Source organism: Marinomonas phaeophyticola, from assembly GCF_026966905.1.
GTDB lineage: Bacteria > Pseudomonadota > Gammaproteobacteria > Pseudomonadales > Marinomonadaceae > Marinomonas > Marinomonas phaeophyticola.
Window position 1 is genome coordinate 142,381 of the sequence record NZ_JAPUBN010000019.1, and the last position, 26,098, is coordinate 168,478.

General features: G+C 39.4%; 25 protein-coding genes and 1 pseudogene. 14 read left to right on the forward strand and 12 right to left on the reverse strand.

From position 1 onward, the window contains the following. The first annotated feature begins 6 nt into the window (after positions 1–6). Positions 7–1,842, forward strand: a complete 1,836-nt coding sequence (locus O1D97_RS14775; RefSeq protein WP_269126801.1) for an ABC transporter ATP-binding protein — start codon at positions 7–9, stop codon at positions 1,840–1,842. A 157-nt stretch (positions 1,843–1,999) separates the two neighbouring features. Here O1D97_RS14775 and O1D97_RS14780 read toward each other — a convergent pair whose 3' ends face one another. Beyond that, positions 2,000–4,123 (reverse strand): TRAP transporter permease, encoded by a 2,124-nt coding sequence (locus tag O1D97_RS14780; RefSeq protein ID WP_269126803.1) that lies wholly within the window; start codon positions 4,121–4,123, stop codon positions 2,000–2,002. Between the two features lie 125 nt (positions 4,124–4,248). Then, a complete protein-coding gene (locus tag O1D97_RS14785) occupies positions 4,249–5,277 on the reverse strand; it encodes a TAXI family TRAP transporter solute-binding subunit (protein WP_269126804.1) in 1,029 nt (342 codons plus the stop codon). A 259-nt stretch (positions 5,278–5,536) separates the two neighbouring features. Between O1D97_RS14785 and O1D97_RS14790 the strand changes: the two genes are divergently transcribed. From O1D97_RS14790 to O1D97_RS14805, 4 genes are all read left to right on the forward strand, one after another. Further along, positions 5,537–6,151: an HAD family hydrolase gene (locus tag O1D97_RS14790; protein WP_269126805.1), complete on the forward strand. Its 615-nt coding sequence runs from the start codon at positions 5,537–5,539 to the stop codon at positions 6,149–6,151. 125 nt (positions 6,152–6,276) lie between these two features. Further along, on the forward strand, positions 6,277–7,032 hold the full coding sequence (locus O1D97_RS14795) for a class I SAM-dependent methyltransferase (protein ID WP_269126807.1): 756 nt from the start codon (positions 6,277–6,279) through the stop codon (positions 7,030–7,032). A 92-nt stretch (positions 7,033–7,124) separates the two neighbouring features. Then, positions 7,125–9,077, forward strand: a complete 1,953-nt coding sequence (gene acs / locus O1D97_RS14800) for an acetate--CoA ligase (protein ID WP_269126809.1) — start codon at positions 7,125–7,127, stop codon at positions 9,075–9,077. 25 nt (positions 9,078–9,102) lie between these two features. Further along, positions 9,103–9,744 carry a response regulator transcription factor gene (locus O1D97_RS14805; RefSeq protein WP_269126811.1) on the forward strand — a complete coding sequence of 214 codons (642 nt, stop codon included), beginning with the start codon at positions 9,103–9,105 and terminating at the stop codon, positions 9,742–9,744. On the opposite strand, the gene yidD is transcribed toward O1D97_RS14805, so the two are convergent. After that, complete coding sequence (gene yidD, locus O1D97_RS14810) at positions 9,730–9,966, reverse strand: membrane protein insertion efficiency factor YidD (protein WP_269126813.1); 237 nt, start codon at positions 9,964–9,966, stop codon at positions 9,730–9,732. The genes O1D97_RS14805 and yidD overlap by 15 nt on opposite strands. Positions 9,967–10,095: 129 nt before the next feature. Between yidD and O1D97_RS14815 the strand changes: the two genes are divergently transcribed. Genes O1D97_RS14815 through O1D97_RS14825 form a run of 3 tightly spaced genes read left to right on the forward strand, consistent with a single transcriptional unit; the run spans position 10,096 to position 13,916 of the window. Next, positions 10,096–10,971 (forward strand): prephenate dehydratase, encoded by an 876-nt coding sequence (locus tag O1D97_RS14815; RefSeq protein WP_269126815.1) that lies wholly within the window; start codon positions 10,096–10,098, stop codon positions 10,969–10,971. Further along, positions 10,968–12,980 carry a TonB-dependent receptor plug domain-containing protein gene (locus O1D97_RS14820; protein WP_269126817.1) on the forward strand — a complete coding sequence of 671 codons (2,013 nt, stop codon included), beginning with the start codon at positions 10,968–10,970 and terminating at the stop codon, positions 12,978–12,980. Before O1D97_RS14815 ends, O1D97_RS14820 begins: the two co-directional genes overlap by 4 nt. Positions 12,981–13,001: 21 nt before the next feature. Next, entirely contained in the window at positions 13,002–13,916 is a 915-nt protein-coding gene (locus O1D97_RS14825) for a hypothetical protein (protein WP_269126819.1), read from the forward strand. On the opposite strand, the gene O1D97_RS14830 is transcribed toward O1D97_RS14825, so the two are convergent. Beyond that, on the reverse strand, positions 13,878–14,651 hold the full coding sequence (locus O1D97_RS14830; RefSeq protein ID WP_269126820.1) for an alpha/beta fold hydrolase: 774 nt from the start codon (positions 14,649–14,651) through the stop codon (positions 13,878–13,880). The two genes, O1D97_RS14825 and O1D97_RS14830, sit on opposite strands and share 39 nt — an antisense overlap. Positions 14,652–14,721: 70 nt before the next feature. On the opposite strand from O1D97_RS14830, the gene O1D97_RS19660 reads away from it, so the two are divergent. Together O1D97_RS19660 and O1D97_RS19665 are read left to right on the forward strand one after the other, a co-directional pair. Next, positions 14,722–15,039, forward strand: coding sequence for a CDP-alcohol phosphatidyltransferase family protein (locus tag O1D97_RS19660; protein ID WP_330221495.1), 318 nt, complete (start codon positions 14,722–14,724; stop codon positions 15,037–15,039). Further along, positions 15,024–15,326 (forward strand): hypothetical protein, encoded by a 303-nt coding sequence (locus O1D97_RS19665; RefSeq protein WP_330221496.1) that lies wholly within the window; start codon positions 15,024–15,026, stop codon positions 15,324–15,326. The genes O1D97_RS19660 and O1D97_RS19665 overlap by 16 nt, the downstream gene beginning before the upstream one ends. 12 nt (positions 15,327–15,338) lie before the next feature. Here O1D97_RS19665 and yfaE read toward each other — a convergent pair whose 3' ends face one another. The 8 genes and pseudogenes from yfaE to O1D97_RS14875 form a co-directional block, all read right to left on the reverse strand. Next, positions 15,339–15,641, reverse strand: a complete 303-nt coding sequence (gene yfaE / locus O1D97_RS14840) for a class I ribonucleotide reductase maintenance protein YfaE (RefSeq protein WP_269126822.1) — start codon at positions 15,639–15,641, stop codon at positions 15,339–15,341. Next, entirely contained in the window at positions 15,625–16,758 is a 1,134-nt protein-coding gene (gene nrdB / locus O1D97_RS14845; RefSeq protein WP_269126824.1) for a class Ia ribonucleoside-diphosphate reductase subunit beta, read from the reverse strand. The genes yfaE and nrdB overlap by 17 nt, the downstream gene beginning before the upstream one ends. A gap of 112 nt (positions 16,759–16,870) precedes the next feature. Next, positions 16,871–19,134: pseudogene (gene nrdA, locus O1D97_RS14850) on the reverse strand (class 1a ribonucleoside-diphosphate reductase subunit alpha). Positions 19,135–19,437: 303 nt separating this feature from the next. Continuing rightward, complete coding sequence (locus tag O1D97_RS14855) at positions 19,438–20,187, reverse strand: heparan-alpha-glucosaminide N-acetyltransferase (protein WP_330221497.1); 750 nt, start codon at positions 20,185–20,187, stop codon at positions 19,438–19,440. A 70-nt stretch (positions 20,188–20,257) separates the two neighbouring features. Continuing rightward, positions 20,258–20,899 (reverse strand): pyridoxamine 5'-phosphate oxidase, encoded by a 642-nt coding sequence (pdxH, locus tag O1D97_RS14860; protein WP_269126826.1) that lies wholly within the window; start codon positions 20,897–20,899, stop codon positions 20,258–20,260. Positions 20,900–20,901: 2 nt separating this feature from the next. Continuing rightward, the gene (gene coq7 / locus O1D97_RS14865; protein WP_269126828.1) at positions 20,902–21,534 is read right to left on the reverse strand and encodes a 2-polyprenyl-3-methyl-6-methoxy-1,4-benzoquinone monooxygenase; all 633 of its coding nucleotides are present in this window, start codon (positions 21,532–21,534) and stop codon (positions 20,902–20,904) included. Positions 21,535–21,550: 16 nt separating this feature from the next. Then, positions 21,551–21,892 (reverse strand): histidine triad nucleotide-binding protein, encoded by a 342-nt coding sequence (locus tag O1D97_RS14870; protein WP_269126830.1) that lies wholly within the window; start codon positions 21,890–21,892, stop codon positions 21,551–21,553. Between the two features lie 17 nt (positions 21,893–21,909). Further along, complete coding sequence (locus tag O1D97_RS14875) at positions 21,910–24,174, reverse strand: 7TMR-DISM family protein (protein ID WP_269126832.1); 2,265 nt, start codon at positions 24,172–24,174, stop codon at positions 21,910–21,912. A 52-nt stretch (positions 24,175–24,226) separates the two neighbouring features. Here O1D97_RS14875 and O1D97_RS14880 point away from each other — a divergent pair, with 52 nt between their 5' ends. The 4 genes from O1D97_RS14880 (at position 24,227) to O1D97_RS14895 (ending at position 26,093) form a co-directional block, all read left to right on the forward strand. Then, positions 24,227–24,487, forward strand: coding sequence for a hypothetical protein (locus O1D97_RS14880; protein WP_269126834.1), 261 nt, complete (start codon positions 24,227–24,229; stop codon positions 24,485–24,487). 168 nt (positions 24,488–24,655) lie between these two features. Further along, positions 24,656–24,847, forward strand: a complete 192-nt coding sequence (locus O1D97_RS14885) for a Flp family type IVb pilin (protein ID WP_269126836.1) — start codon at positions 24,656–24,658, stop codon at positions 24,845–24,847. After that, the gene (locus O1D97_RS14890; protein ID WP_269126838.1) at positions 24,804–25,286 is read left to right on the forward strand and encodes an A24 family peptidase; all 483 of its coding nucleotides are present in this window, start codon (positions 24,804–24,806) and stop codon (positions 25,284–25,286) included. Before O1D97_RS14885 ends, O1D97_RS14890 begins: the two co-directional genes overlap by 44 nt. 21 nt (positions 25,287–25,307) lie before the next feature. Then, a complete protein-coding gene (locus tag O1D97_RS14895; RefSeq protein ID WP_269126839.1) occupies positions 25,308–26,093 on the forward strand; it encodes a CpaB family protein in 786 nt (261 codons plus the stop codon). Positions 26,094–26,098 lie beyond the last annotated feature (5 nt).

Sequence of the window (26,098 nt, forward strand, 5' to 3'; positions counted from 1 at the left end):
AGATTCATGTTTAACTTTTTTGAGCGACTCATTCCCGCTTATCCAGATAAAGACCCCATTGCGGCACCGAGTAGTTTATTCGCGTTTTGTTTGCACTTCTCTAAAGGAGTCGGTTTACCTTTGGTAATCATGTCAATATTGACGGCATTGATCGCTATATTGGAAGTGACCTTATTTGGATTCATGGGGCAGCTGGTGGATTGGTTAATTTCAAAGGACCCAGAGACTTTTTTGGAAGAGGAGGGGACTCGTCTTTTTCTAATGGGAGCCATGGTCTTGGTTGCTATGCCTGTGTTGACGTTTTTTCATTCTGCGTTAGTACACCAGACTTTGCTTGGAAATTATCCAATGGGTATTCGCTGGCTAGCACATCGTTATTTGCTGAAGCAAAGCATTACCTTTTTCCAAGACGATTTTGCAGGTCGTGTGTCGACTAAAGTGATGCAAACATCATTGGCTGTCCGTGAAACTGTGATGAAACTATTAGATGTATTGGTATATATTTTAGTGTATTTCATTTCTATGTTAGTTCTGATTGCTCAATCAGACTTTAGAATGATGTTACCTATGCTGGTGTGGTTGATGGCATACATTGGAATTCAAATGTATTTTGTGCCGAAACTCAAAAAAATATCAACTGCGCAAGCTGATGCACGATCAACCATGGCGGGACGAATTGTTGATAGTTACACTAATATTGCCACAGTGAAATTGTTTGCGCATACCTCGCGAGAAGCGGATTACGCTAAAGATAGCATGGATGGCTTCCTGCAAACGGTCTATGCTCAAATGCGTTTAGTAACAGGAATAAATGTAAGTGTACAAATTTGCAATTATCTCTTGGCATTTGTAATGGCGGCATTAGCTATTTCGTTGTGGCTAGGTAGTGCTATTAGTGTGGGCTCTATTGCTATCGCAGTCAGCTTGGCATTAAGGTTAAACGGTATGTCCCAATGGATTATGTGGGAAATTAGTGCCCTGTTCGAAAATATTGGAATGGTGGCGGATGGTATGAAAACACTTTCCAAGCCACTTACTATTCAAGATAAAGTAGAAGCACCGGATTTGGTTGTTGATGATGGTCGAATTGAATATCGAGATATTGGCTTTCATTACGGTAAAGGCTCTGGGGTCATTGAGCGTTTTAATTTAAACATAAAACCTGGAGAGAAAGTCGGTCTGGTCGGTCGTTCTGGTGCCGGAAAATCTACTTTAGTCAATCTTCTTATGCGCTTTCATGAAGTTGAATCGGGTCAAATTTTAATTGATGGGCAGAATGTTAATGATGTTACTCAAGACAGTTTAAGAGCTCAAATCGGCATGGTGACTCAAGATACATCATTATTACACAGAACGGTCAGGGAGAACCTTCTATATGGTAAGCCTGATGCAACAGAAGAAGAGATGATTCATGCGGCAAAGCAAGCGGAAGCCCATGAGTTTATTTTAGAATTAACCGACCCGTTTGGTAATAAAGGTTATGATGCCATGGTAGGAGAGCGCGGAGTTAAACTGTCTGGGGGGCAACGCCAGAGAGTAGCGATTGCACGGGTGCTGCTTAAAAATGCGCCTCTGTTAATTCTGGATGAAGCCACTTCCGCATTAGACTCTGAAGTGGAAGCCGCGATTCAAGCAAGCCTATATCAACTGATGGAGAATAAAACGGTAATAGCAATTGCCCATCGCTTATCAACGATTGCTGCTATGGATAGGTTAATTGTGTTAGATCAAGGAGAAATGCTGGAGCAAGGTACCCATGATGAACTGGTTAAACTGGGTGGAGTGTATTCAAAATTGTGGAACCACCAAACCGGCGGCTTTTTAGCAGAAGACATAACCTAGTCGTTATGTATTAGAAGGTATCGTTAAGAGGTGCCAATATTGCTGGGTGCAGTACCTTATTACTACTGAGGGTGGATCTATAAAAAAGCGCTAAAGAGGAAAACGTATTTCACTCTTTAGCGCTTTTTTGTTTAGTTACCTTGTACTATACGGATGTTCATGCGGACGTTTGAGGATAGCTCTTAAAGCCTTTTAGGAAAATAGCAAAGAATAAAGCGGCTCCAATAAGTTGCCAAACAAAGTGAATTCCAGGCCATAATAAGGCGATTGTGGCAATTAGCAATAACCCTCTGGATAGAAGATTTAACTCATCTTCAAGGTACCCTTCCATCACGGCAACAAAAGCATAAAGCCCGATGATTCCAAAAATAGTCAGTCTTACCATCTCTTCAAAACTGCCACCGACTAGAGGAGTATAAGCCATCAATAAAGGAATGATATATAGACCTTTAGCAAGTTTCCATGCGGTTAAGCCTGTTCTCATTGGTGGTGTTTTTGCAATAGCAGCGGCAGCAAAAGCCGTTAAGCAAACGGGCGGAGTGACATTACTGTCCTGAGATAACCAGAAGATAATCATATGAGCTGTTACTAGAATCATGGCAATGGTTTCAGCGCCAAGAGATTGATCCAATAACATGCCCTTAAAATCAGATGGGACCTGTGAAAGCAGTAGGGCCGCTTCATCCGCTGACATTCCTACCGCTAATTTGGAGAGGGACTCGGGGTCAACAAGCATAAAGACGGCTTTGGCCGCTTCTGGTAATGCTCCGCTTGCCATAATTTCAATCAACTGGCTTTCCGCGATTAAGTTGTATAAAGCGGGTGCTGACAAGGTGCCGAGTACAATATAAGACGCGGTAACAGGTAAGCCCATTCCTAAAATCAATGAAGCGAGAGCAATCAGTATTAAGGTAAAGATCAAGCTGCCATCAGCCCAGCCCGTAATCATGAGAGAGAAGGTATTACCCACTCCTGTCGTACTAATGACATTGACAACTAGACCAATACCAACCAACAAAACCGCCGTAGTTGACATGTTTTTAGCGCCCTGAACCATAGCATCAAGAATATCCATGGCATTCATACGATGATGTCTGGAAAGCCAAGAAGAAAAAATCACGGCTAGAATACTGATACCGGCTGCATACGTTGGAGTAAATCCTTGAACGAGTAATGTCACCAGAACAGCAAGAGGAACAATATGGTGCCAACCTGACTTAAAGACCTCCTTCACTGTTGGACCATCGTCTTCAACAGCAATAACCTTGCTTCGTTTCGCTTCTACTCGTACAAAGAAGCCCACGCTTAAGAAATACAAAAGAGCAGGAATTGCGGCCACACTGATAATAGTGACATAAGATACTTGGGTATAGGATGCCATAATGAATGCGCCAGCCCCCATTACTGGAGGCATGAGTTGCCCACCAGTGGATGCGGCGGCTTCAATGCCCGCTGAAAATCGGGCGGGGAAGCCCGCTTTTCTCATAAGCGGAATAGTGATAACTCCAGTAGAAACCGTATTAGCAACAGAAGAGCCAGAGACTGATCCCATTAAACCTGAACCAAGTACTGCAACAAATCCCGGTCCACCAATCATTTTGCTTGCTAACGATCGAGATAAATCAATAATAAAGTCGCCGGCACCGGACTTAACAAGAAAAGCGCCAAACAGGATAAACATGAAAACAAAGCTCCAAGATATTCTTGAAATGGAGCCAAACATACCATCTGTGCTGAAATAGCTTCGGTAAAGTAGCGTTTCAACGCTAAGTCCGGGAAAGGAGAAGGTTCCACCAATCCATTGCCCCCATAAAACGACATAGGTCAACGCAACGATGATTAAAGTGGGTATAAACCAGCCACTGGTTCGGCGGATTAACTCTAATGCCAGCAGAATGGCGACAGTTGAGGCAATCCAATCTCCTGTATCAAAAGTGACACCTCGTGCATATAGAGCATCTTCAAAGAAAACGATGTAGAGGGTCACGCCCGCTAAAGCAATAATCATTAGAGTATCAATGATTAAAGCGGTTTTGCTTTTTAATAATGAAGGGTGAGCAGGAATCAATAACGCGCATAAAATACCAAAGCCTGAAAAGTGGAATGCAGACACCCACAATTCTGGCAAAGTGCCAATGGTATTAATATAAATATGCGCGATAGCAAGAAAAATGGAAAACGCAAAAACAAAACGAGTGACACCAACTTGAGAACGGTGTGCCGTCTCGAAATCTTTTAAATCTGGTTGGGACGTATCTGTTTGGCTAGTTGACGAGTTCATAGAGCAACTACCTATATAAACAAAAGAGAATCAAATAGAGCGCCTAGCAAGAATAAATCGGTGTATTCAATTAAATTGAATACCTCGTGGTTAATATTACTAGGCGCAAGTAACGCGAGAGTGATTTACTTAGCGATTAGGTGATCAGGGATTTGAATACCTTGCTCGCGGTAATAGCGTGCTGCACCAGGGTGCAAAGGCATTGGAAGTCCATCAATGGCTTTTTCAATTGCCATTACACTTGTCGCTTTATGAATAGCACTCAAATAGCCTAAGTTTTCATAAATTGATTTAGTAAGTAGGTATATATCTTCATCAGACAGATCCGCTCTTGCCGCTAAGAAGTTAGGCTGAGCAACCGTATTGATAGGTTTAGTTTGTCCTGGATAGGTGTTCGCAGGAATAACATAACGAGTCCACAAGGTGTAATCACCGTTTGCCGCTTTCATTTGCTCGTCAGTAAAGTCTAATACCCTTACTTCATCACCCATTGATGCGTAAGCACGAGTGATTGCACTTACAGGAACGCCAGCGGGTGTATTCATGCCGTCAATATTACCATTCTGCATGGCATCAGCACTGGCACCATACCCCATGTACGCTAGGCTAAAGTCATCGGCATTAATGCCAAGGCCTGTCAATAATTGACGGCCAGAGCCTTCAGTGCCAGAATTCTTTTTACCAATTGAGAACTTGTTGTTACCGTTTTGTAATGCTTTTAAATCATCAACGGTACCTGTTTTAACTAAGTCACTTTTAAGTACAAAGTGTTCAACGTTCTGCCATAGCATGCTTACAGAGCGAAGGTTTTCTTGTTTACCTGAAGACTCAAGAGGACCTTCACCATTCCAAGCCCAAGCACCATATAAACCTTGTAATATAGCGAATTGTGCTTGATTTTCACGTAACAATTTAATGTTTTCGCCAGAACCTGCTGAGCTGATGGCTGAAATAGATATGCCATGCTTAGGCTCAAGTTTAACCTTACTTAAAGTGGCAATGGCAACGCCAACGGGATAGTAAGTTCCGCCTGTTGAAGCCGTTGCCATAATGTAATTACGTTGGTCAGCTGCTTGTAACTGTGCTGTTGATAGCGTGATTGCTGCAGCAGTTGTTGTCGTGATAAGTGTTTTTGCGACTAAGCCCAATTTCATTTTATTTTTCTCCTAGTTAGGTAATGTCACTTAAATACAGTACAATTATTGTGCCTATTTTTTTAAGTTGTTGATTTACAATGACTTGTTTTTTTGTGAGAGACTGTTATCTTATTCTAGGTCATAATTTGCTTATAGATCGAATTGATCAGTAGGCAAAAAATGGCTTATCAGATAGGACGGAATTCATTGCTTATACATGTCTTTTATCAAAAAAATACTTTTTCATAAGCAAAATATTGCCAGTTAGGAAATAGACATGAACCATTCAGAAGCAATAAAAGTCATCTTGTTTGATTTAGGTAATGTATTGGTCGACCTTGGTGATAGAAGTGAACTGAATTCTATGCTGAATGCATCTGGTGACGAGGCTGAAATATGGCTTAAGTGGTTACAATCTCCTTTAGTAAAGCGTTTTGATTCTGGGGAGATTTCTTTTGATATATTTGCTACAGGAATGATAGCTGAAGTGCCCTCATTAGGAAGCAGAGAGGATTTCAAGAGACGCTTTTCTCGCTGGCCAAAAGGGCTCTTTGACGGTGCTTTGTCATTGGTTAGTCGTGTGAAACCTAAATACCATAAAGCCATTTTATCGAATACGAATGAGGCCCATTGGCCAATATTGATGTCTGATATGAAGTTAGGCGGTGCTTTTCAAAGTTATTTTGCCTCTCATCAGATGGGGTGTGTAAAACCCGATGAAGAAATTTATTTAAAAGTCGTATCAGCATTAGGTGTAGAGCCTAGGGATATACTCTTTGTTGATGATAATTTAGTCAATGTTGAGGCTGCAAAGAAAATAGGCATTGTCGCCCATCAAGTAAAAGGCATAAAAGAAGCACAGAGAATACTACAGCAATATAATGTTGTATGATTTTTACGATGTTAAAGAGTTTGCGAAGTATTTTTAGCTTATAGAATCGTCTATGCGTTGTCATAGTTATCGAACAACTGGTAATGTGCTGCGGTTAAACATTTTTTGAGAGGAGGGGTAGGTGAATGAGATCATATTTTAATACGGCTTCAGATATGTATTCTAAAGCTCGACCAACTTATCCTGCCGAGTTGTATTTTTGGCTGTCGAAGCAGGCCCCTGGGCATTCTTTAGTCTGGGATTCTGCCTGCGGCACGGGACAAGCATCAGTGGATCTTGCTGCTTACTTTGAATGCGTAGAAGCATCGGATATTAGTGAATCTCAGGTGGCTGAAGCGACGCCAAATAGAAAGATTAATTACCATGTCTGCCCTTCTGAAATTACGCCCTTTAAAGACAACAGTTTCGATGTCGTGTGTGTCGCACACGCATTGCATTGGTTTGATTTAGATTCCTTTTGGGTAGAACTGGAAAGAGTGATGAAGCCAGGAGGGTTGTTTGCGTGTTGGGGCTACAATTGGATTCGCCTTGGTGAACATGAAGATGATGTGATGGATCGGTATATATTAAAAAAGCTTCAACCTTATTGGAAAAGTGAGAGTAAAAGTTTATGGCGAGAATATAAGGACATTCGCTTCCCATTAACTATGATGGACGTACCTAAATTTGAGTTGACTCAAAATTGGAGCATGTACCGGGTTTTTGAATATATCCGTTCTTGGTCAGCAACTACCCTCTTGATAGAATCGGATGGTGATCAATTTATAGAAGATGCATGGAATGAAATGCTTAAGTTGTGGGGCGACCCTTTACAGAAAAAAACCATAAAATTACCGTTTTTTGTTAAAGCTGGCCGTTTTGAAGCTGAGTTTTCATCATAAGGGTTAAGACTAAAGTGTAATATCTCCTTTTTCTGAGGTATATATAGTAGAGAAACGCCTTAATAATAAATTTAATAAATAGGAGCTTATGAATGGAGCTATCCTCGATTTCTTTACCGCACGATGTGCAAAGTCAGGCCAATATTGAACAATCAAAATTTCAAGCTCTTTATAAGGAATCTCTGGAAAACCCAAACGCTTTTTGGGGACAGGTAGGAAAAAGACTTGATTGGATTTCACCTTATACATCGGTCAAAAATACGCGTTTTGATAAAAACAATGTCGACATACGTTGGTTTGAAGATGGAGTATTAAATGCGTCTTATAATTGCACCGACCGACACCTTTCAGAGAAGGCTGAGAAAGTGGCCTATTATTGGGAAGGTGACGAAGAGGGTGAAGGCTATGCTGTTACGTATCAGGAGCTACATGATGATGTGGCAAGGTTAGCAAACGGTCTAAAGTCTCTTGGTGTAGGTAAGGGCGATCGAGTTGCTATTTACATGCCTATGATACCTCAAGCTGTTCATGCGATGCTCGCTTGTGCCCGTATTGGTGCTATTCACTCCGTGATTTTTGGTGGCTTTTCTGCTCATGCCATTGCAGGTCGTCTAAATGATTGTACTGTTAAAGTTGTTTTAACGGCCGATGAAGGGAAACGAGCTGGTCGTGTTATTCCTTTGAAAAAGACCGTTGATCATGCGCTTGAAGAGGGCGCTTGTCCTTCTGTTGAAAAAGTGATCGTGTTTCCTTGTACAGGCCGTGATGTTGGTTGGAATGAATCCGTTGATGTAAATTGGGTTGATTTAGTTTCCTCCCAGAGTAAAGAATGTACACCTGAGCCGATGAACGCTGAGGACCCTCTTTTTATTCTGTATACTTCAGGTTCAACGGGGACTCCAAAAGGAGTCGTGCACACTGTTGGTGGTTATATGGTATACGCCTCATTGACGCATGAAGTGGTATTTGATTTAAAAAATGACGATGTGTACTGGTGTGCGGCAGATGTTGGCTGGATTACCGGCCATTCTTATATGGTGTATGGACCATTAGCTAATGGTGTAACGAGTATTCTGTTTGAAGGTGTGCCTACGTATCCTGATTGTGGGCGTGTTGGTCGCATCGTCGACAAATATAAAGTGTCTATATTATATACAGCTCCTACTGCAATCAGAGCATTGATGGCAAAAGGCGATGAGCCTGTTTCCAGTTCTAATCGCCAATCTCTAAGAGTGCTTGGAAGTGTTGGTGAGCCGATCAATCCTGAAGCTTGGTGGTGGTATTATTCAACGGTTGGTGAAGAGCGCTGTCCAATCGTTGATACGTGGTGGCAGACTGAAACTGGCGGTATTATGATGAGTCCTAGAGTCGGCGGCTTAGATATGAAACCTGGATCATGTACAGGTCCATTATTTGGTGTTCAGCCTGCGTTGGTCGATACTGAGGGTAATATTATTGACGGTGTTGGTGAGGCTGAAGGCAGTTTAGTATTGTTAGACTCTTGGCCAGGACAAGCTCGTTCAGTGTATGGTGATCATGCGCGTTTTGAACAAACATACTTTAGTACTTTTGATGGTATGTATTTTACCGGAGACGGTGCTCGCCGCGATGCAGATGGCTATTATTGGATTACTGGTCGAGTTGATGATGTGCTTAATGTTTCAGGGCATCGACTAGGAACAGCTGAAATCGAAAGTGCGCTTGTTGCTCATCCTTCTGTCGCTGAAGCGGCTATTGTTGGCTATCCTCATGATATAAAAGGTCAAGGCATTTACGTTTATGTTACTCCAATTGATGGTGTTACTGTAACGGATGAGCTGACTAAAGAAGTAAGGCAATTTGTTCGTGATGAAGTTGGTGCAATCGCTTCTCCTGATTTAATTCAATGGACGATTAAAGGGCTGCCGAAGACCCGTTCAGGTAAAATTATGCGACGTATCCTGCGAAAAATAGCGGCTAACGAGCATGACCAGTTAGGTGATACCAGCACACTGGCCGATCCAGCTGTAGTGGATGAACTTATTGAAAACCGTTTAAACGTATGATGTCTATTCATGTCGAGGTATTTGTGTGATCTCATTATTGATTGCTGATGATCACCCTTTGTTTAGGGGCGCTTTAAAAAGCGCCCTGCAAATTGAGTTTCCAGGAATAACGCTTTTTGAGAGCCAGGATATAGAAGAAACAATTCAATTATTAGGCTCTTATTCGGATTTGGATTTATTGCTACTGGATTTGCATATGCCAGGGAGTAATGACCTTTATGGGTTGATTCGTATTCGCAAGGCTTTTCCTGATATTCCTGTGGTTATTATATCTGGTACGGACGACATAGGGATTATTGCCAAAGCTTTGGATGCCGGTGCTCTAGGGTTTATCCCTAAAACCAGCCAACCTAATGTGATTGCAGATGCTGTGAATAGTATTCTTCAGGGAGACGTGTGGTTGCCAGAGCCGCTGATGGAGCAGATTAATGAATTACCGCAATCTGACCTGACTCTTATGCAGAAAGTCTCTGAATTGACGCCTCAGCAGTATCGAGTTTTGTGCTATTTACATGAAGGATTATTAAATAAGCAAATTGCTTATGAATTAGATATCTCTGAAGCGACAATCAAAGCGCATATCACTGCTATCTTTAGGAAGTTAGAAATAAATAATCGTACGCAAGCTGTTCTCATTGCCAGTGAACTGAAATTACAGCTCACTTGACGTGTTTTTTTTAGGGACAGGGTCTAATCCTCCCTCATGAAATGGATGGCATTTAGATAAGCGCTTTAATCCCAGTCCTATTCCCTTTACAGATCCATGAATCTCAATTGCATCAATCATATACTCGGAGCAACTTGGGTAAAAACGGCAGTTATTTCCAAGTAAGGGGCTTATTGTATATTGATATCCTTTTACTAAGATGAGTGTGGCTTTTTTAAACATAAACGAGTTACCTTATTTTTCTATATTGTAGTCTATTTTAGCCAACCTTTATGCGTATTTATTCACCCTATGCTGGTGCTGATTTTGGTATTTTGTTATGGTGTGCAGATTTGTATTTAAGGATGAACTATGCCGACGATTTATTCTTCTCTTAATTCTGCGAGTATTGTTGCATACCAGGGAGAGCCTGGTGCGTATTCCCATCTTGCTTGCAAACATACATTCCCAAATTTAACCTCAGTGCATTGTGCTACCTTTGTTGATGCCATGCAAATGGTTGAAAAAGGTGAGGCCACGCTAGCTATGATTCCAGTGGAAAACTCCACTGCAGGCCGAGTAGAAGAAATTTACCGAGAGTTAAAAAAAACTCAATTATATGTGATAAAAGAGCACTTTGAACCCGTAAATCATTGTCTTATAGGGTGTCATGGAAGCGAGTTGAGTGATATTAAAAAGATAGGTAGTCATCCTCAAGCATTAGCGCAATGTGATAATAATATTAAGTCGCTAGGTGCTAAAAATGTGGCTATGTACGATACGGCCGGAGCGGCTAAGTTTTTATCTGAGTCTCAAGATGCAAATTTGGGGGTTATTTCTTCTGAGTTGGCCGCTGAATTATATAATTTAAAGATATTGCAGTCAGAATTTAATGATACAAAGGGCAATACTACGCGTTTCCTGGTTTTCGCAAAGCAGCATAAATTACCTATTTTTGACCCAACAAAAACCTATATAACCTCATTTATGTTTCGAGTTCGTAATGTGCCAGCTGCTTTATATAAAGCAATGGGAGGTTTTGCAACGAATGGAATCAACCTGCTGAAGTTAGAAAGTTATATGGTAAATGGTCATTTTACCGCCACACAATTTTATATCGATGTGGAATCTCACTTTCAAACACCCGAAATGCAGCTTGCATTGGAAGAGTTGCGTTTTTTTTCGGAAGACATTCGCATGTTAGGTACGTATTTAGCTGACGATTATAGAAGTATAAAAAAACTATGAAAAAAAATAATACTCTTGTTTTAGTCTGTGTTTTAGGTCTTGGCTATTCAGATTTGCATGCACAAGATAATCAAGTAGCGATTGGCGTTTTTGGTGAAGAACTAAATCAAGTTGTCACTCCTTCAAAAATTTATCAATCGAGAAAAGAAATTTCCTCTTCTGTCTCGGTTTTAGATCGTAGTTTTATTCAACGTTCTGGAGCCAGAAGTGTGGAGGAGCTGATGCAGTTTGTTCCTGGTTTCTTTGTCGCTCCATATCGTGACTCTGGTGAAGTGGTTGTGGCTTATCATGGTACTCAATTGGACAAATACCGTCGCATTCAAGTGTTGGTCAATGGGCGCTCTGTGTATAGTTCTGGACTGGCGCGGGTAGAGTGGGCCAGCTTGCCACTTAGTATTGAAGATGTTGAACGGGTTGAGGTGAATAGAGGGCCAAATGCGGCAAGTTATGGCGCGAACTCTTTTTTTGCTGTTATTAATATTATTACCAGAGCGCCTCAAGATACGTTAGGTGGAACAGTCAGCGCCTATATAGATAAGAGAGGCGATAATAGCCTTTATGCTCAATATAGTGATCTAAGTGGTCCGTGGAGCTACAGGGCATCGATAGCCTCGAAAAACGTTGACGGTTTTGATGTAGATGCTTCAAATACAGACAGGCATGATGGGTATGATACGCAAATTGCGAATGTTTATATTTTGCATGAGCAACATAACCAACAATTTGAGATAGATTTTGGAGAGGCTCACAGCACCACAAAAAAAGAACTTGAGGAGTCAGCTTTTGAAAGTAAGCCACCTTCAGAAGATGTGGAGAGGGGGTACTTTAAAGTCGATTGGACAAAGCAATTATCGCTTAAGCATGAAATTAGCATGCATTATTACTATGAAAAATCGGATTCTATGGAGAAGCGCTTTGTTTCTATTCCAAATACGATAACGAAAATTGATATCAGGGGAGATACGTATCAAGTAAACCCTTATGAAATTATTTTTAATACAAGATCCTCTGAAGCAGTAGTGAGCTCGGCTTACTATAATGATCTCGTTGAAACTCGTCAGGATATTGAGTTGCAAAGTCGTTTAGAGCTTTATGATAATATAAAGATAGTTACGGCCTTTAATTATCGTTATGACAAGGTGGATTCTCAATCGTATTTTCAGGGCAAGCAAAGTGATGAACTGGGTCGAATTTCTTCAAATTTAGAATATACATTAAGTGACAGCTGGATAATAAATACGGGAGGGATGCTTGAATCCAGTAAAATTGATGATATGTATTTTTCTCCTAAGTTTGGCATAACGAAACTTCTTAATGCAAATCAATCTGTTCGTGTGAATGCATCACGAGCGATTAGAACGCCAGATATTTTTGATCAATATGCCCGTTGGAATATTCATTTAATCTCAGGTGAGCAATCTGGTGTTACGTATGCTCAAGATGGAGAGAGTGAAGAAACAATAACCAGTTATGAAGTAGGCTATTTTCATTCAATACCACAATATGGAATAACCTATGATTTGCGAGTCTTCCAAGACCGAATGAAAGATCTGGTGATCAGTAATAAAGGGTTTGGAGGCATAGGAGACTCGGTGATTGAAGAGGGTGATATTGTTGATCTTGTTATTGAGGGGGTGGAGTTTGAAGCGGATTGGCGATCTCAAGATGATATCTTAGCGCGTTTAACTTATGCTTATCAAGATACACAAACTGATGAACAAAAGCTGATTGATACAACGTCTCCGTTAAGCTTATCTTTGCTTGTTAGTGCTCCGATATCATCTCGTATGAGGCTAAATGGCCGGTATTTGTATGCTAAAGAATTAGGGAGCTATGATTATAAGAATATAAATCTATGGATATCTGGAGATTTTCCTCTAAGCTATTATAAGTCGATCAGTTTTGGTGTTGGGGTTGAAAAACGTTTGGATGACAATCCTTTTTTAGTCAAAAACAACCTATACCTAAATGATCAATTTTATTATGGGTTTGCAAGCTTTAAGTTTTAATCGTCACTTTATGGATGAATGGTGAAACAATTTCTTCTGGCATTGGTGTTTAGCTTTTTTGCTGCAGTTGCTAATGCAAGTGTTGTGCTTGTCCATGAAGAAAATTTTAATGCAGGGAATGTCATTATTAATAAAATTGGTGTGTATTCTGATTTAACGGGTATGGAATCCATCAGTACGATTGAATATCGTCAACGTGATAGAAACAGTTTACCTATGATTGTTGTCGCGGTTGGTTTGAGTGCATTTAGAGTTGTGTGTGATGCACATCCGGACAAGATACTGATTGCGATTCTTATTGGGAAAGAAGAATACTTATCAACCTCTAAGGCTTGCAACTCTAAATCAACCGCCGTGTTTTCAGGTGCTGATTTGTCTTTGAGGTTGGAGGTGTTGAAATACATTCTGCCAAATATAAGTCGTTTGGGGCTTGTTTATAGTAATCGCCTTAATTTAGATGAGGCGTATTATCAAGAACAGGCAAGATTTCATGATTTAAATTTTGTGTTTAGCCCAACCCCAAGCGATCGCAATTCTATTATTAAGATAATGAATCATACGGTTATGAATGCAGATGTGATTTTTTCTATTATTGATTCAGAATTGTATCAGCCTCAAATTATCCAAGATGTGCTGCGATTGTTTTTTCGTCAGCGAAAAATAATGGTAGGGCCATCAAATAACTTTGTGAAAGCAGGGGCCTTGTTTGCCATCTACTCAGATGCAGAAGAGCAAATAAAGTCGCTTGCAGGTATCTTGATACAACTTCAGGGTAATCCATATAAGATTATTTCTCCTTTATACCCGCCTAACTTAAAAATTGTCTTTAATCCTTATCTCGTACGTTCCTTTGGTTTGGTTTTGCCATCAGAAAAGTATTTAGAGAACAATTTTGGTTTATGCCCCGAATACGGTTGCGCAAAAGCGCTTGATTAATGAGGTAAATGGGATTGGTTTTTCAGCATGTAACCAATGACCTGTACCTTGAATAACTTTTACGTTTGCATCTGGAAAGTACTGTAGAATGGCGTCTCTATGTTCAGCTTCTATATAATCAGATAGCTCGCCCTTAATAAATAAGGTTGGCTTTGTATAGGGATGGACTAAAGCTGGTTTTTCTAGAATGGTTTGATAGTTGTCATAAAGAGGGTCTAGTTCTACTCTCCAAATAAATTGTCCTGCTTTTTTGGTAAGATTTTTCATTAAGAAGCGTCTAATATTTATATCTGTAACGTATTTAGCTAGCTGTGTATCCGCATCTGAGCGACTGGTGATTGTCTTTAGATTTATAGATTTAAGCCCGGTAAATATCTCTAAGTGGCTTGGCTTATAATTAACTGGTGAAATATCCGCCACGATTAAGCCGATAATGCGTTCAGGTGAATTAGATGCAATTTGCATTGCAACTTTTCCGCCCATTGAGTGTCCAAGCAGATAGGATTGGGTAATAGCATTTTGATCCATCCAGCTAATGATGGCTTTTGCCATATTAAAATAGCTGGCTTCTTTAAGTGCAGAGGACTCTCCATGATTGGGAAGGTCTAAACAGTGTACTTGAAAGTGCTCTCCTAGCTTTTGCGCGATTGAATGCCAGTTATCGCTATTACCAAAGAGCCCATGAAGAATAATTAGATGGTTGCCCGTTTGACCGTATTGTTTTGCATGAATCATAATTGTGTATCTGTGGATAATAAATTCACAGTGTATCAAGTTTCATCCTTTTCTATAAAGACTGTTTTACATGTTAGACAAATATTTTATTAGGCATTTACGAAATCCATTAACAAAGGTTGCCACACTTGCTGTACAAGTGGGTATTACAGCGAATCAAACGACCATGTTTGGATTTGTAATTGGTATGCTAGCGCTACCTGCATTGAGTTATGGATTTTATGCCTTGGCTTTATTATTTATTTTGCTGAATCGTTTTATGGATGGTTTAGATGGTGCAATAGCGAGATTAAAGCAGCCCACAGATTTGGGGGGTATCTTGACATTACATTGGATTTTATTTTTTATTCGGCTGTCATTTTTGGTTTTGCATTGGCTGATCCTGTAAATAATGCGGTAGCGGCCGCATTTCTAGTGTTTTCTTTTATGGGAACTGGTAGTAGCTTTTTGGCTTTTGCTATTATGGCTGAGAAGAGGGAAATTAGATCATTAGATTACGGTAGCAAATCACTGTTTTATATCGGAGGGCTTGCTGAGGGCGCGGAAACAATAGGGTTCTATATTTTTATCTGCTTGTTTCCTAACCATTTTGCCATTGCCGCTTGGCTCTTTGGAACAATATGTTGGATTACTACTTGCACTCGATTATATGCAGGTTATAGAACCTTGAAATAAGTCCTTGAGCTATCAATTGTTGAAAAAAGCAATTTCAATATCACTTTTGACAATGGCGCAACAAGCAAGTAAATAACCACTTTGAACCCATGCTAAGGGCTCAGTTGGATAGATGACATGACCTCTTATGAGCTTTAAAGAGCAGGAACTGCAATAGCCTTCTCTACATTGATATTCCACAAAGACCCCAGCTCTTTCAAGCTGAGGCAGTAGCGGTTCATGTTCACTGACCAAAAGTTGTTTTTCCCCCCATAATACTCTATGAAGAATGGTTTCTTGGTCGTCATTGCTCTGTGAGTTAGAGGTCAAAGTCATCGAAATCTGACTCGCCTAGATCATTGTTAATCTGCCCGACTAAATAAGAACTTATTTCTGCTTCTTGGGGAGCTACCTGAACATTGTCGCTGACTAACCAAGAGTTAATCCAGGGAATCGGATTACTTTTTGTTTCAAAGCAAGGTTCTAAGCCAATCGCTTGCATGCGCATATTGGTAATGTAATCCACATACTGACTTAAAATTTGTGCATTGAGCCCGATCATTGAGCCATCTTTAAATAAATAGCGAGACCAGTCCTTTTCTTGCTCAGCTGCTTCTTTAAAGATATGGATCACATCGTCTTTGCACTCATTCGCAATAATTGCCATCTCTGGATCATCGCGTCCATTCGCCATTATGTTCAACATATGTTGAGTGCCAGTTAAATGCAGAGCTTCATCACGGGCAATTAATTTAATGATTTTCGCATTGCCTTCCATTAGTGTCCGCTCTGCAAAAGCAAAGCTGCAAGCAAAACTGACATAAAAGCGAATGGCTTCAAGTACATTAACTGACGCTATGGTTAAATACAGTGCTTTTTTTAGCTCTTTCATGCTGATAACGATATCGCCACGTCCCGAAATAGTGTGGGTACCTACTCCTAGAGTGTTATATAGGTTCACCATCTCAATTAAGCGGTCATAGTATTTTGATACACTGTCTGCACGTCGAGTAATTTCTTCATTAACCGTAATATCATCAAAAACAACGGTTGGATCGTTTACTATATTACGAATAATATGAGTATAGGAGCGACTATGAATGGTTTCACTGAAAGCCCAAGTTTCTATCCAGGTTTCTAATTCAGGTAGAGACACTATTGGCAATAAAGCCACATTTGGGGAGCGGCCTTGAACACTGTCTAATAGGGTTTGATATTTTAAATTACTTAAAAAAATGTGCTGCTCGTGTTCTTCTAATCTTTGAAAGTCTTTGCGGTCTGATGAGAGATCAACTTCTTCAGGTCTCCAAAAGAAAGACAATTGCTTTTCAATGAGCTTTTCGAATATTGGGTGTTTTTGTTGATCATAACGAGCAACATTAACATTTTCCCCGAAAAACATGGGTTCTTTCATGCTATCAAAACGCTTTCTGTTGAAAGTAGAGTAGCTCATGAGTAGATTTGTATCCTTTAAGCTTGTATTAAATATAAGGTATTAGGTCGATTACAACGTAAAATGCGGAACTAGATGAGGTCTATTTCCGCACAGTATTGCTAAAGGCTAATTATATCTTACATGCACCGCCAGCGCAGTCGTCCATATCTTCTTGCTTATCTTCTGCACCATCGCGTGTATTATGATAGTACAAGGTTTTCACACCTAATTTATAAGCCATTAAAAGATCTTTTAATAGAACTTTCATCGGGACCTTATTCGATTCGAAGCGCTGAGGATCATAATTTGTGTTTGCTGAAATGGCCTGATCGACAAATTTCTGCATGATACCAACGAGTTGTAAGTAGCCTTCGTTTGATGGGATGCTCCATAATAATTCATAATTATTTTTGAGTTTCTCAAATTCAGGCACTACTTGTTTTAGTATACCGTCTTTACTTGCTTTGACAGATACAAAGCCTCTAGGTGGTTCAATACCATTGGTTGCATTACTGATTTGTGATGAGGTTTCTGAAGGCATTAATGCGGTTAATGTTGAGTTTCTTAAACCATGAGTAACAATATCAGATCTTAGCGTTTCCCAATCGTAAACAAGATTGGTGTTGCAAACCGCATCTAGTTCCTTTTTATAGGTATCAATAGGTAGGATACCTTTTGAGTAGGTGGTTTCATTAAAGGCTAAGCATGGGCCGAATTCTTTAGACAGTTTATTTGATGCTTTCAATAAGTAATATTGAATCGCTTCAAATGTATTATGGGTTAATTCGTTAGCGCTGCCATCTGAATATCGAACGCCATTTTTAGCCAGATAATAAGCATAGTTAATAACACCTACGCCTAGGGTACGGCGTAATTCTGTTGCATTTTGTGCCGCTAAAATAGGATAGTTTTGATAATCAAGTAAGCTATCTAGCGCTCTGACGATGAGTTCAGACAGCTCTTCTAGCTCGTCGAGGCTTTCAAGTGCACCTAAATTGAATGCTGATAAGGTGCAAAGTGCAATTTCACCTTCTGGATCATCGATTTTATTGAGCGGCTTTGTAGGTAATGCAATTTCTAAGCAGAGGTTACTTTGTTTTATCGGGGCAACCATTGGGTCAAATGGACTATGAGTGTTGCAATGATCAACATTTTGTAAATAAATTCGGCCTGTACTTGCTCTTTCTGAAGCGAATAGAGTAAATAGATCCGATGCTTTTATGCGAGTCTTGCGAATGTTGTCGTCATTTTCATACTGAACATAGAGCTTTTCAAACTTCTCTTGGTCTGCAAAAAATGCGTCGTATAGCCCTGGTACATCAGATGGGCTAAATAATGAAATGTCCCCACCAGAAATCAGGCGTTGGTACATAAGTCGGTTGAACTGTACACCGTAATCAAGGTGGCGCACACGATTCTCTTCAACTCCACGGTTATTCTTTAGTACGAGCAAACTTTCAACTTCTAAATGCCAGATAGGGTAATAAACAGTAGCGGCTCCCCCTCGAACCCCCCTTGAGAACAGCTTTTAACAGCTGTTTGAAAATGCTTGTAAAATGGGATACAGCCAGTATGGAAAGCTTCGCCGCCTCGAATAGGGCTGCCTAATGCGCGAATAGCACCAGCATTGACACCAATGCCTGCCCTTTGACTTACGTACTTCACAATGGCGCTTGAGGTTGCGTTAATAGAATCTAAGGAATCCCCGCACTCAATAAGCACGCAGCTACTAAATTGTCTGGTTGGCGTTCTAATTCCAGACATAATAGGGGTAGGGAGGGATAATTTAAATTGAGACACAGCATCATAAAAACGATGGATATAATCTAGTCGAGTTGTTTTGTCATAACCCGCAAATAGACAGGCGGCAACAAGGATATAAATAAACTGAGGGCTTTCATATATCTCACCGGTAACTCGGTTTTGAACTAGATATTTTCCTTCAAGTTGTTTTACGGCGGCATAGGAAAAATTCATGTCTCGTGAATGGTCTATAAAGCCATTCATTATTTCAAAGTCTTCTGCAGAATAGTCTTCTAGTAAGTGTTTATCGTATCGGTTTTGTTCAACTAAATTTTGTACGTGAGCCAGTAGGTGTGGAGGTTCAAACTGACCAAACGCTTTTTTCCGTAGATGGAAAATGGCGAGGCGGGCAGATAGATACTGATAATCAGGCGTGTCTTCTGAAATTAAGTCTGCGGCAGATTTGATTAATGTTTCATGGATGTTTGTGGTTTTTATGCCGTCAAAGAATTGTATTTGTGCTTTTAATTCAACTTGAGAGACTGAAACGTTATCTAACCCTTCTGCTGCCCAGGTAATAACTTTATGGATTTTTTCTAAGTTGATCGTTTCTGTCTTGCCATTTCTTTTCGAGACTGTGAGAGTGGTCATGCCGTTTTATCCAACTGTGCTGTACTGAAGAAGAGAGTTGAAAAATACCCCATATAGTGTCTATTTCTTAAACTAGGTACTACATATAGTAATTTCTACAGATTATGGCGGTAGAAGATAGAGGTCATTAGCTGTAAAATCAAGACTTGAAAAAGAGATATTAGTAAGATGTTTAACTTAATAAGTGATCACTTACGTCAGCAGGCTCATCTTGTCGAAACTAAGGAATTGGCAATAGAATTAAACTATATTTTTAAAGATTTTTTTTACGGAAGGCTTTTTAATTTTGTGTGTAATAAGTGTTCAATTTAGATGGCTTAGAAGATCTGTTGTGAGTTTTACCGCAGTATAAAGTATGAGCTGGTGTATCAGGTAAATGTTGAGAGCGTGCTGTCCAAGCCACGATAGGAGGTTGGTCAATAAAGAGGTTTGTAGGTGAACGTTGCTTAGTGCTTTTCCAATAAGAGGGCCAATAAAAATACAGGTTACCCATGGAAATGGATAGATAATATCAAGTGTGTACTTAGGCGCTCCGAAATCATTGGTAATTAGGTAGTGTATGTTTGGAAACAGTAGCCAATCGGTTAGTTGGTAAATTAGAAAGAGAAATAAGCCGATGCTGGCACTTATTATTGGGAGTGAGGCAAAAGGGTAGTGAATAAAACTGAGGATGAAAATGAAATGTAATATACCAAAGTAAATCCATTGGGAAGGGAATGTAATGTACGTTATTAGCGATATACTGACAGCGGCTAATAAAAGCTTTCCTTGGCGCATCAGAAAGCGTTTAAGGATATTGCTTTGACTTTGATTGCAGTTCTGGCTTTTGCTTATATAGGCTGACCAACCTATCGCAGTTAAAAAAAGAAATAGAATAATTGATCTGAAATAAACCCAAAACGGATCGGTTAAATGATAGCTAATATGGTTGAACTCCCTAAGATCCCAGCAAAAATGGAAAATCATCATAAGGAGAACCGCGAGCCCTCGGTAGAGGTCTAAAGTGGGATTACGTTTTTTTAACATGGTGAGATTTAATGGGGCCTTTTGCATGAAGCGGATGCTTTCAAAAGAGAATTATTTGCAAAGGTAGTGTATCTACCTTTGCAAAAGTGGTTTTGTTTTACGGGGCTAAGCGTGTTCGTTTCCAGATGTTGTTCTCATGTTTGTAGGACAATCTATCATGAAGGCGGCTTGGTCGACCTTGCCAAAACTCTATGTATTTCGCTTCAAGAATGTATCCGCCCCAATTTTCAGGACAAGGAATGTCAGAATCAAAATACTGCTTTTCCAGTGCTTCGAAGGCCTCATGAAGCTCTTCTCTACTATTTAGAGGTTGGCTTTGATGTGAGGCGGCTGCAGCTAATTGACTGCCTTTAGGGCGGCTAGCAAAGTAGTTTTTTGATATGTCGCGGGTTACTTTTGTGACTTTTCCTTCAATGCGTATTTGCCTGCTTAGAGAGGGCCAGAAAAAAGTTAAACAGGCACTGTTGTTATGGGTGAGTTGTTCGCCCTTGTCGCTAGAGTAGTTTGTAAAGAATGAAAAACCTTGCTCGTTTCTCTGTTTCAATAGCACCACTCGTGCGTGCGGTTGATGTTCTTGATCTACCGTGCTCAATATCATCGCAGTAGGATCTTCAGGGCAATCCTCTATGGCTTTATTCAACCAAGCATCAAATACCTCCATTGGATCTCTTGGGGTGCTTTCCTCTAATAAATCTTCAAACTGATAGTCTCTTCTAATTGAGCTAATATCTCGATTCATAATTATACCCTATATGTCGTCATGGTCATGATTTTAGATATTTGTGTCATAAGGTTCATGACTGCTGGTGGAAATGTATACCCGCCTGATTTTAATGCCATTTCCTTATGTTGAGCTTCATCTATTCTCATTTGTTTGAGGATGGCTTGACTGCGAAGGTCTGCTTCAGGTAGAGCGTCTAAATGTTTGTCTAAATGTATGCAAACTTGGTCTTCTGTGGCGGCCACAAATCCTAAACTGAGTCTATCGCTGATGAGCCCAGCGCCGGCACCGATAAGAAAAGATGCACTATAAAATAGAGGGTTGAGCAGGCTGGGTTGGCAATTGAGTTCTAGTAATCGCTGTTCACACCACACTAAATGATCAACTTCTTCTTCTGCGGCTTGTTCCATTTCCAGCCGAATACGATCAAGTTTCGCTGTTAACGCTTGACCGGCATAAAGTGCTTGAGCGCAAACTTCACCTGTATGATTGATTCTCATTAACCCTGTCACATGCTTATGGTCTTCTGGTGTTAGTGCTGCTTCTTTGTGTTTATCGGCTGGAGATGGACGTGAAGCCGTAGATGCTTTCGGTGAAACGGTCCTCAGGGCGCGATCAATTTGCATTATTGAATTGTCGATAAATGAAATCATGAGCAAAATACTCCTTTTAGCCTGGTGGCCAAGCCATTTTTCTACCAGCAAGAACATGCATATGTATATGATAAACGGTTTGACCTCCGTCTTGGTTGCAATTCATGGTTACTCTGTATCCGGATTGATCGACGCCTTTAGACGCGGCAATTTTACTCGCAACAAGTGGTAATTTACCAATTATGTTTGAGTCGTTATCTTCTATATCATTAAGTGTTGCTATGTGCTTTTTAGGGATGACTAGAAAATGAGTCGGAGCTTGCGGCATTATATCTTCAAATGCAATGACATCATGATCTTCAAATAAAATAGTGGCAGGGATTTCTTTGCTAATGATTTTGCAGAAAAGGCAATCCATAAAAGGTCCTTTGTATTTTAATTTTTAGGTTCTGTTTGAGTTTGTAATGACGCTTTCTTAATTCTTAAGCCTTTTGATGTGAAGCGATCTAGGTTTTCTTTTAGGTTTAGTTCTATGCTTAAGTCAGAGAATAAATCGTCAAAGCCAAGTGTTAATGCGTAATTTCTAGACATTTTAGCGTTATCAGTCACTAAAATACATTGATCTCCAGCATGAAGTTTGCCTCTAACCTGTTTTAGTGCAAGGTTGGGTATGTAACCCTCATGTTCAAACATCAAGACAAGGTTAACAGTATTGTTATTTGTATCAATAATTGTGTTGGTTATTAGGTCGTTAATATTGATTATTTGTATTACGTCATTTGGCCATGATTGTAATGATCGTAGAACTCTTTCAACTAAGATAGACTCTTCACCAATCACGAATATCTGCGCAGGTTCAGCTTGAGGGGAGCCGTGTAAAGGATCTCGGGTTCTGGTATTAGCAGGAAGTTTTATAGTCAAGTTGTTTGTGTTGCTTAGATCTAGGTTGCCTTCAAGCCGTTGCGCGATGTGTTTTATTGCGTGTAAGCCTAAGCTGCTAGAGTTGAAACTATTGTTTATTCGATTATAAATAGGGGAGCAGACAATTTCGATGGTGTTAATTCCGAGCTTTGAGTGAATTTTATGCTGTACCCTAATTGTAAGGGAGTTTTCATTAAGGTGTTTGTATTCTTGAGCTAAGTTTATTAGTAGTTGTTTGTATAAATGGGAGTCACTTAATAGCTCAATATTGGTGGTATTGATATTCTCAAAAGTAATGTCGGCATTGTCTTGATCAATGTTGTTGAAATCATCAATTGTATCTTGAATTACTTTATCTAGTAATATAGGAGCAGAGCTTTTGTTATTAAAAGAGTTTAATAGGGTTAAATTATTTGATAAAAGCTTTAGGTTATTCGATGCAATGGCGGCGTCAGATGAGAGTAGTTTCTCATTATCTTTTAAAGGCGTTGCTCTCCAATAAGCGATATAATTATCAAGTATGTTGATTTGTCGTTTTAGTCTTTTTCCAGTATCAGAAATAATATTGGTGGGGGCGGAATCTTGAACTGAGACCGCTTTTTGATTCAATGATGTGGCTCTGAAGGGGGAGAGATGTGTGATTATCCCGCTGAAATAAATACTGGCTTCTATCAGTAATACGGTAGTTAAGCCCCATTTGTAGAAGGCAGCGCTAGGATAGATACCATAAACGCTCATTACCCATGCATAAATGCCAAGAAAAACAATGCTTTTAGCGAGTATGTAATAGCCGGAGTAAGTCGCCTTTTTACTGTATATGAAAAAGGCAATGGCAACTAAAACTGAGCTGGTTATTAAAAGATTTAATAATAAGAATTGTTTATTAAAAAGCTCTGTATTGATTAAAAATAAACTAACTAAAAAGATATTCACTCCTCCCAAAGAAAGTAGTATTCGGTCAATCTTTGGGAAATTAATCTGAGTGTCCAAGTAATACCTTGAAAAGAGGATAGAAGCAGTCAAATAGGATAAAATAGAAAAATTAAATGTTATTATCTCAAACTCCATTCCATTCGTCAGTATATAGTGCATAAACCCATGGAAGCATAAGTGTAGAGAAAGCATGCTAAGTAGTACGCTACTATAGGCTAGATACATAGAGTGTTTGGTGTGAAGAAAGAAAAAGATACTGCCTATTATAAAAATCAACATTACGCTGATGAAAAAGCCGGAAAAAAGGAGATTATTAAAAGTGAGCTTTAATAATTGAGTGTTATCAAGTGCCATTAGCTGGATGTTGATAGGGGATGAGGAGCGTATTTTTATATATACAGTGATACTATTGTGAGAGGAGTCAGGTATAGGGGTTATATGGTCTGTATGTTGGGGGCTATACAAAGAAGCCCCATTATTTTTGTTAGCGGAATACTTGGGTGTATGTTGGTTAAATTGGGGGAAGTAGACTTCAATATCATCAATGAGTGGTGCTTTGATGTAGATATAGGATGTGTTGTTTGTGGATTTTTGAATGGAAATTTCTGTTTTTATCCAAACAGTGCCTATGACCTTATTGAGTTGTAAAAAGTCGGTTTTAAAAGGGGTGAAATACTCTTTATTGAGAAGCCCTTCTAAAGTGTACGAGTTGTTAGTGTCGATAAAAACACTGGAAAATATACCAAGGTTAGTTGAAGTTAATTGATCATCTAGGATCGCAGGCTCTTGATGTGAATGCAAATTTATTGAAAACAACAATATAATAATTACAATGATAGGTTTCATTTGTAAGTAGCCTGTTTACCAAAAGTTACAAAACCATTAACTAGGAAGATGAATGTTATATACATTTTTTGTTGAACACTATGTCGAGTTGAGTATCGCTCTTCTTATAATGACCTTTTTTCTTCGCCGACACAAACCGCTAACTAGGTCAAAATTGCTGTATTTCTATGGTTTAGTTGCCTCGGTTGGTTTTTTACTTGATATCGAGTCCATTGCTGGCGTTATTCTTGGTTTTATGTTGATAGAATTAGGAAGTTTATACCGCAACTATGTTGATACAAACATTAAAAACAAAGCTAGAAACAAAAGCTGACAAAGTAAGTTTTTTGTCTGTTTTTTCACAAGTTTTTACTTTTTGAAATATGATTAAGATTGAAAAGCATACAATTGCAGAGTAGGATTCATTATATTCAATTTTCATTCATCAATATGAAGTGCAGAAAGTTGAATGGATTTTATTAACTAAATAAGGACTTGATATATGATTCTAACTAAATTGATGCAAAAGTTTGCGGCAGATACAGCTGGTGTGACAGCGATTGAGTATGCAATTGTAGGTGTTGCTGTAGCGGCTGTTGTTGCTGCTGTATTTAGTGGTTCTGGTGGTGATTTTCAGGGTGCTTTAGAAGGTGCTTTCACTAAAATTACAAGCAGCATCTCATCTGCAGGTTAAACACTTTACTTTGTTGTATGTGATTTTTTCTGTGTCTGTTATCGGTATGTATACCGATGTCAGACATAGAAAAATTTCTAATCTATATTGCGCCTGTATTTTATTGTTTTCATTGCTTTTTGGAAGTTTGTATGGGGATTTTTCTGTTCCTATATTAAGGATGATCTGCATTCTTTTAGTAGGTATCGTATTGTTCTCATTCTCCATTGTGGGTGCAGGTGATGTGAAATTGCTAGCGGCTTATTCGCTTGGCATTTCTCCTGAGTATTGGTGGCTTACTCTCTACCTCATGTTTATTTTAGGAGGAATTCTTGCCTTGAGCTATCTTATGTACGGGTGGCTAATGAATAAAATAACTGATGTGAAAAAACGCGGTTTGCCATATGGTGTGCCAATAACGTTGGCATGCTTGTTCGGTATGTGGTTAAGTGGTTTGTAGTGATGAGTTTAGGGGTTGTAAATGGGTCAGCGTGGTATTTTTCTAATTGGTTTTATCTGCGTTTTTTTAGGCGCATTTGGGTTGTATTTGCAAATGCAAAAAGCGCCAGTTGCTGTAAGTAATACTGTAGCGCTAGAGGAAGAAAAGAAAATAAGGGTGATTTTATCAAATCAAGATCTGATAAAAGGCACTCCAGTGAAGCCAGAGTATTTTAGATACAGCTACGTTAGTGAAAGTGATGCTCTTGAAAATGGCATCGCTGAGGATTTGACAATAGAATTTGGTCCTGGAATGTTATTAGCAAAAGACATGCATAAAGATGAATATCTTGCTTATCATTTTTTACTTTCTCCAGGAGATATTAATTATATTGATTCTCAGCTGGCTGAAGGGATGTCTCCGTATGCACTTGAGATTGCTAAAGATAATTTTTATGGTTCAGGCATTAATGTAGGCGATTTAATCGACATAGTTGTACTTACATCTGATGAAGAAAATATTGGTAACTCGGGGAGAGATGGGCGAATTGATTCATTTCGCACCTTGGCTGTTTCTCCACTAATTACCCAGGCTAAAGTGTTGAATATTGATACCTTACCAGAAACAAGGCAAGAGCTATCATTAACCATAGAGTTAAGTCGAGAAGAGATTGCTAAAATGATAATCGCAACAAAGATAGGTTTGGTTGAAGTGTTTCGTTCGTCTCCTAGTGTTGAGCTTTCAAACACGACTAGAGCTAAGACTCAAGATGTATTATCTGACTATCAATCAGTGCTTGAATATCGTGGTAATAAAACGCCTCAATAAGGGAT

Excerpts from the sequence above, each read along its gene's own strand:
- nrdB (WP_269126824.1), bottom strand. The coding sequence starts at position 16,758 with ATGAGCTACTCTACTTTCAACAGAAAGCGTTTTGATAGCATGAAAGAA.
- yfaE (WP_269126822.1), bottom strand. The coding sequence starts at position 15,641 with ATGACTTTGACCTCTAACTCACAGAGCAATGACGACCAAGAAACCATT.
- O1D97_RS14875 (WP_269126832.1), bottom strand. The coding sequence starts at position 24,174 with ATGAAACCTATCATTGTAATTATTATATTGTTGTTTTCAATAAATTTG.
- O1D97_RS14795 (WP_269126807.1), top strand. The coding sequence starts at position 6,277 with ATGAGATCATATTTTAATACGGCTTCAGATATGTATTCTAAAGCTCGA.
- O1D97_RS14775 (WP_269126801.1), top strand. The coding sequence starts at position 7 with ATGTTTAACTTTTTTGAGCGACTCATTCCCGCTTATCCAGATAAAGAC.
- O1D97_RS14885 (WP_269126836.1), top strand. The coding sequence starts at position 24,656 with ATGATTCTAACTAAATTGATGCAAAAGTTTGCGGCAGATACAGCTGGT.
- O1D97_RS14820 (WP_269126817.1), top strand. The coding sequence starts at position 10,968 with ATGAAAAAAAATAATACTCTTGTTTTAGTCTGTGTTTTAGGTCTTGGC.
- O1D97_RS14895 (WP_269126839.1), top strand. The coding sequence starts at position 25,308 with ATGGGTCAGCGTGGTATTTTTCTAATTGGTTTTATCTGCGTTTTTTTA.
- pdxH (WP_269126826.1), bottom strand. The coding sequence starts at position 20,899 with ATGAATCGAGATATTAGCTCAATTAGAAGAGACTATCAGTTTGAAGAT.
- O1D97_RS14785 (WP_269126804.1), bottom strand. The coding sequence starts at position 5,277 with ATGAAATTGGGCTTAGTCGCAAAAACACTTATCACGACAACAACTGCT.
- O1D97_RS14855 (WP_330221497.1), bottom strand. The coding sequence starts at position 20,187 with ATGCAAAAGGCCCCATTAAATCTCACCATGTTAAAAAAACGTAATCCC.
- O1D97_RS14880 (WP_269126834.1), top strand. The coding sequence starts at position 24,227 with ATGTTATATACATTTTTTGTTGAACACTATGTCGAGTTGAGTATCGCT.
- O1D97_RS14780 (WP_269126803.1), bottom strand. The coding sequence starts at position 4,123 with ATGAACTCGTCAACTAGCCAAACAGATACGTCCCAACCAGATTTAAAA.
- O1D97_RS14870 (WP_269126830.1), bottom strand. The coding sequence starts at position 21,892 with ATGGATTGCCTTTTCTGCAAAATCATTAGCAAAGAAATCCCTGCCACT.
- O1D97_RS14790 (WP_269126805.1), top strand. The coding sequence starts at position 5,537 with ATGAACCATTCAGAAGCAATAAAAGTCATCTTGTTTGATTTAGGTAAT.
- acs (WP_269126809.1), top strand. The coding sequence starts at position 7,125 with ATGGAGCTATCCTCGATTTCTTTACCGCACGATGTGCAAAGTCAGGCC.
- O1D97_RS14830 (WP_269126820.1), bottom strand. The coding sequence starts at position 14,651 with ATGATTCATGCAAAACAATACGGTCAAACGGGCAACCATCTAATTATT.
- coq7 (WP_269126828.1), bottom strand. The coding sequence starts at position 21,534 with ATGATTTCATTTATCGACAATTCAATAATGCAAATTGATCGCGCCCTG.
- O1D97_RS19660 (WP_330221495.1), top strand. The coding sequence starts at position 14,722 with ATGTTAGACAAATATTTTATTAGGCATTTACGAAATCCATTAACAAAG.
- yidD (WP_269126813.1), bottom strand. The coding sequence starts at position 9,966 with ATGTTTAAAAAAGCCACACTCATCTTAGTAAAAGGATATCAATATACA.
- O1D97_RS14815 (WP_269126815.1), top strand. The coding sequence starts at position 10,096 with ATGCCGACGATTTATTCTTCTCTTAATTCTGCGAGTATTGTTGCATAC.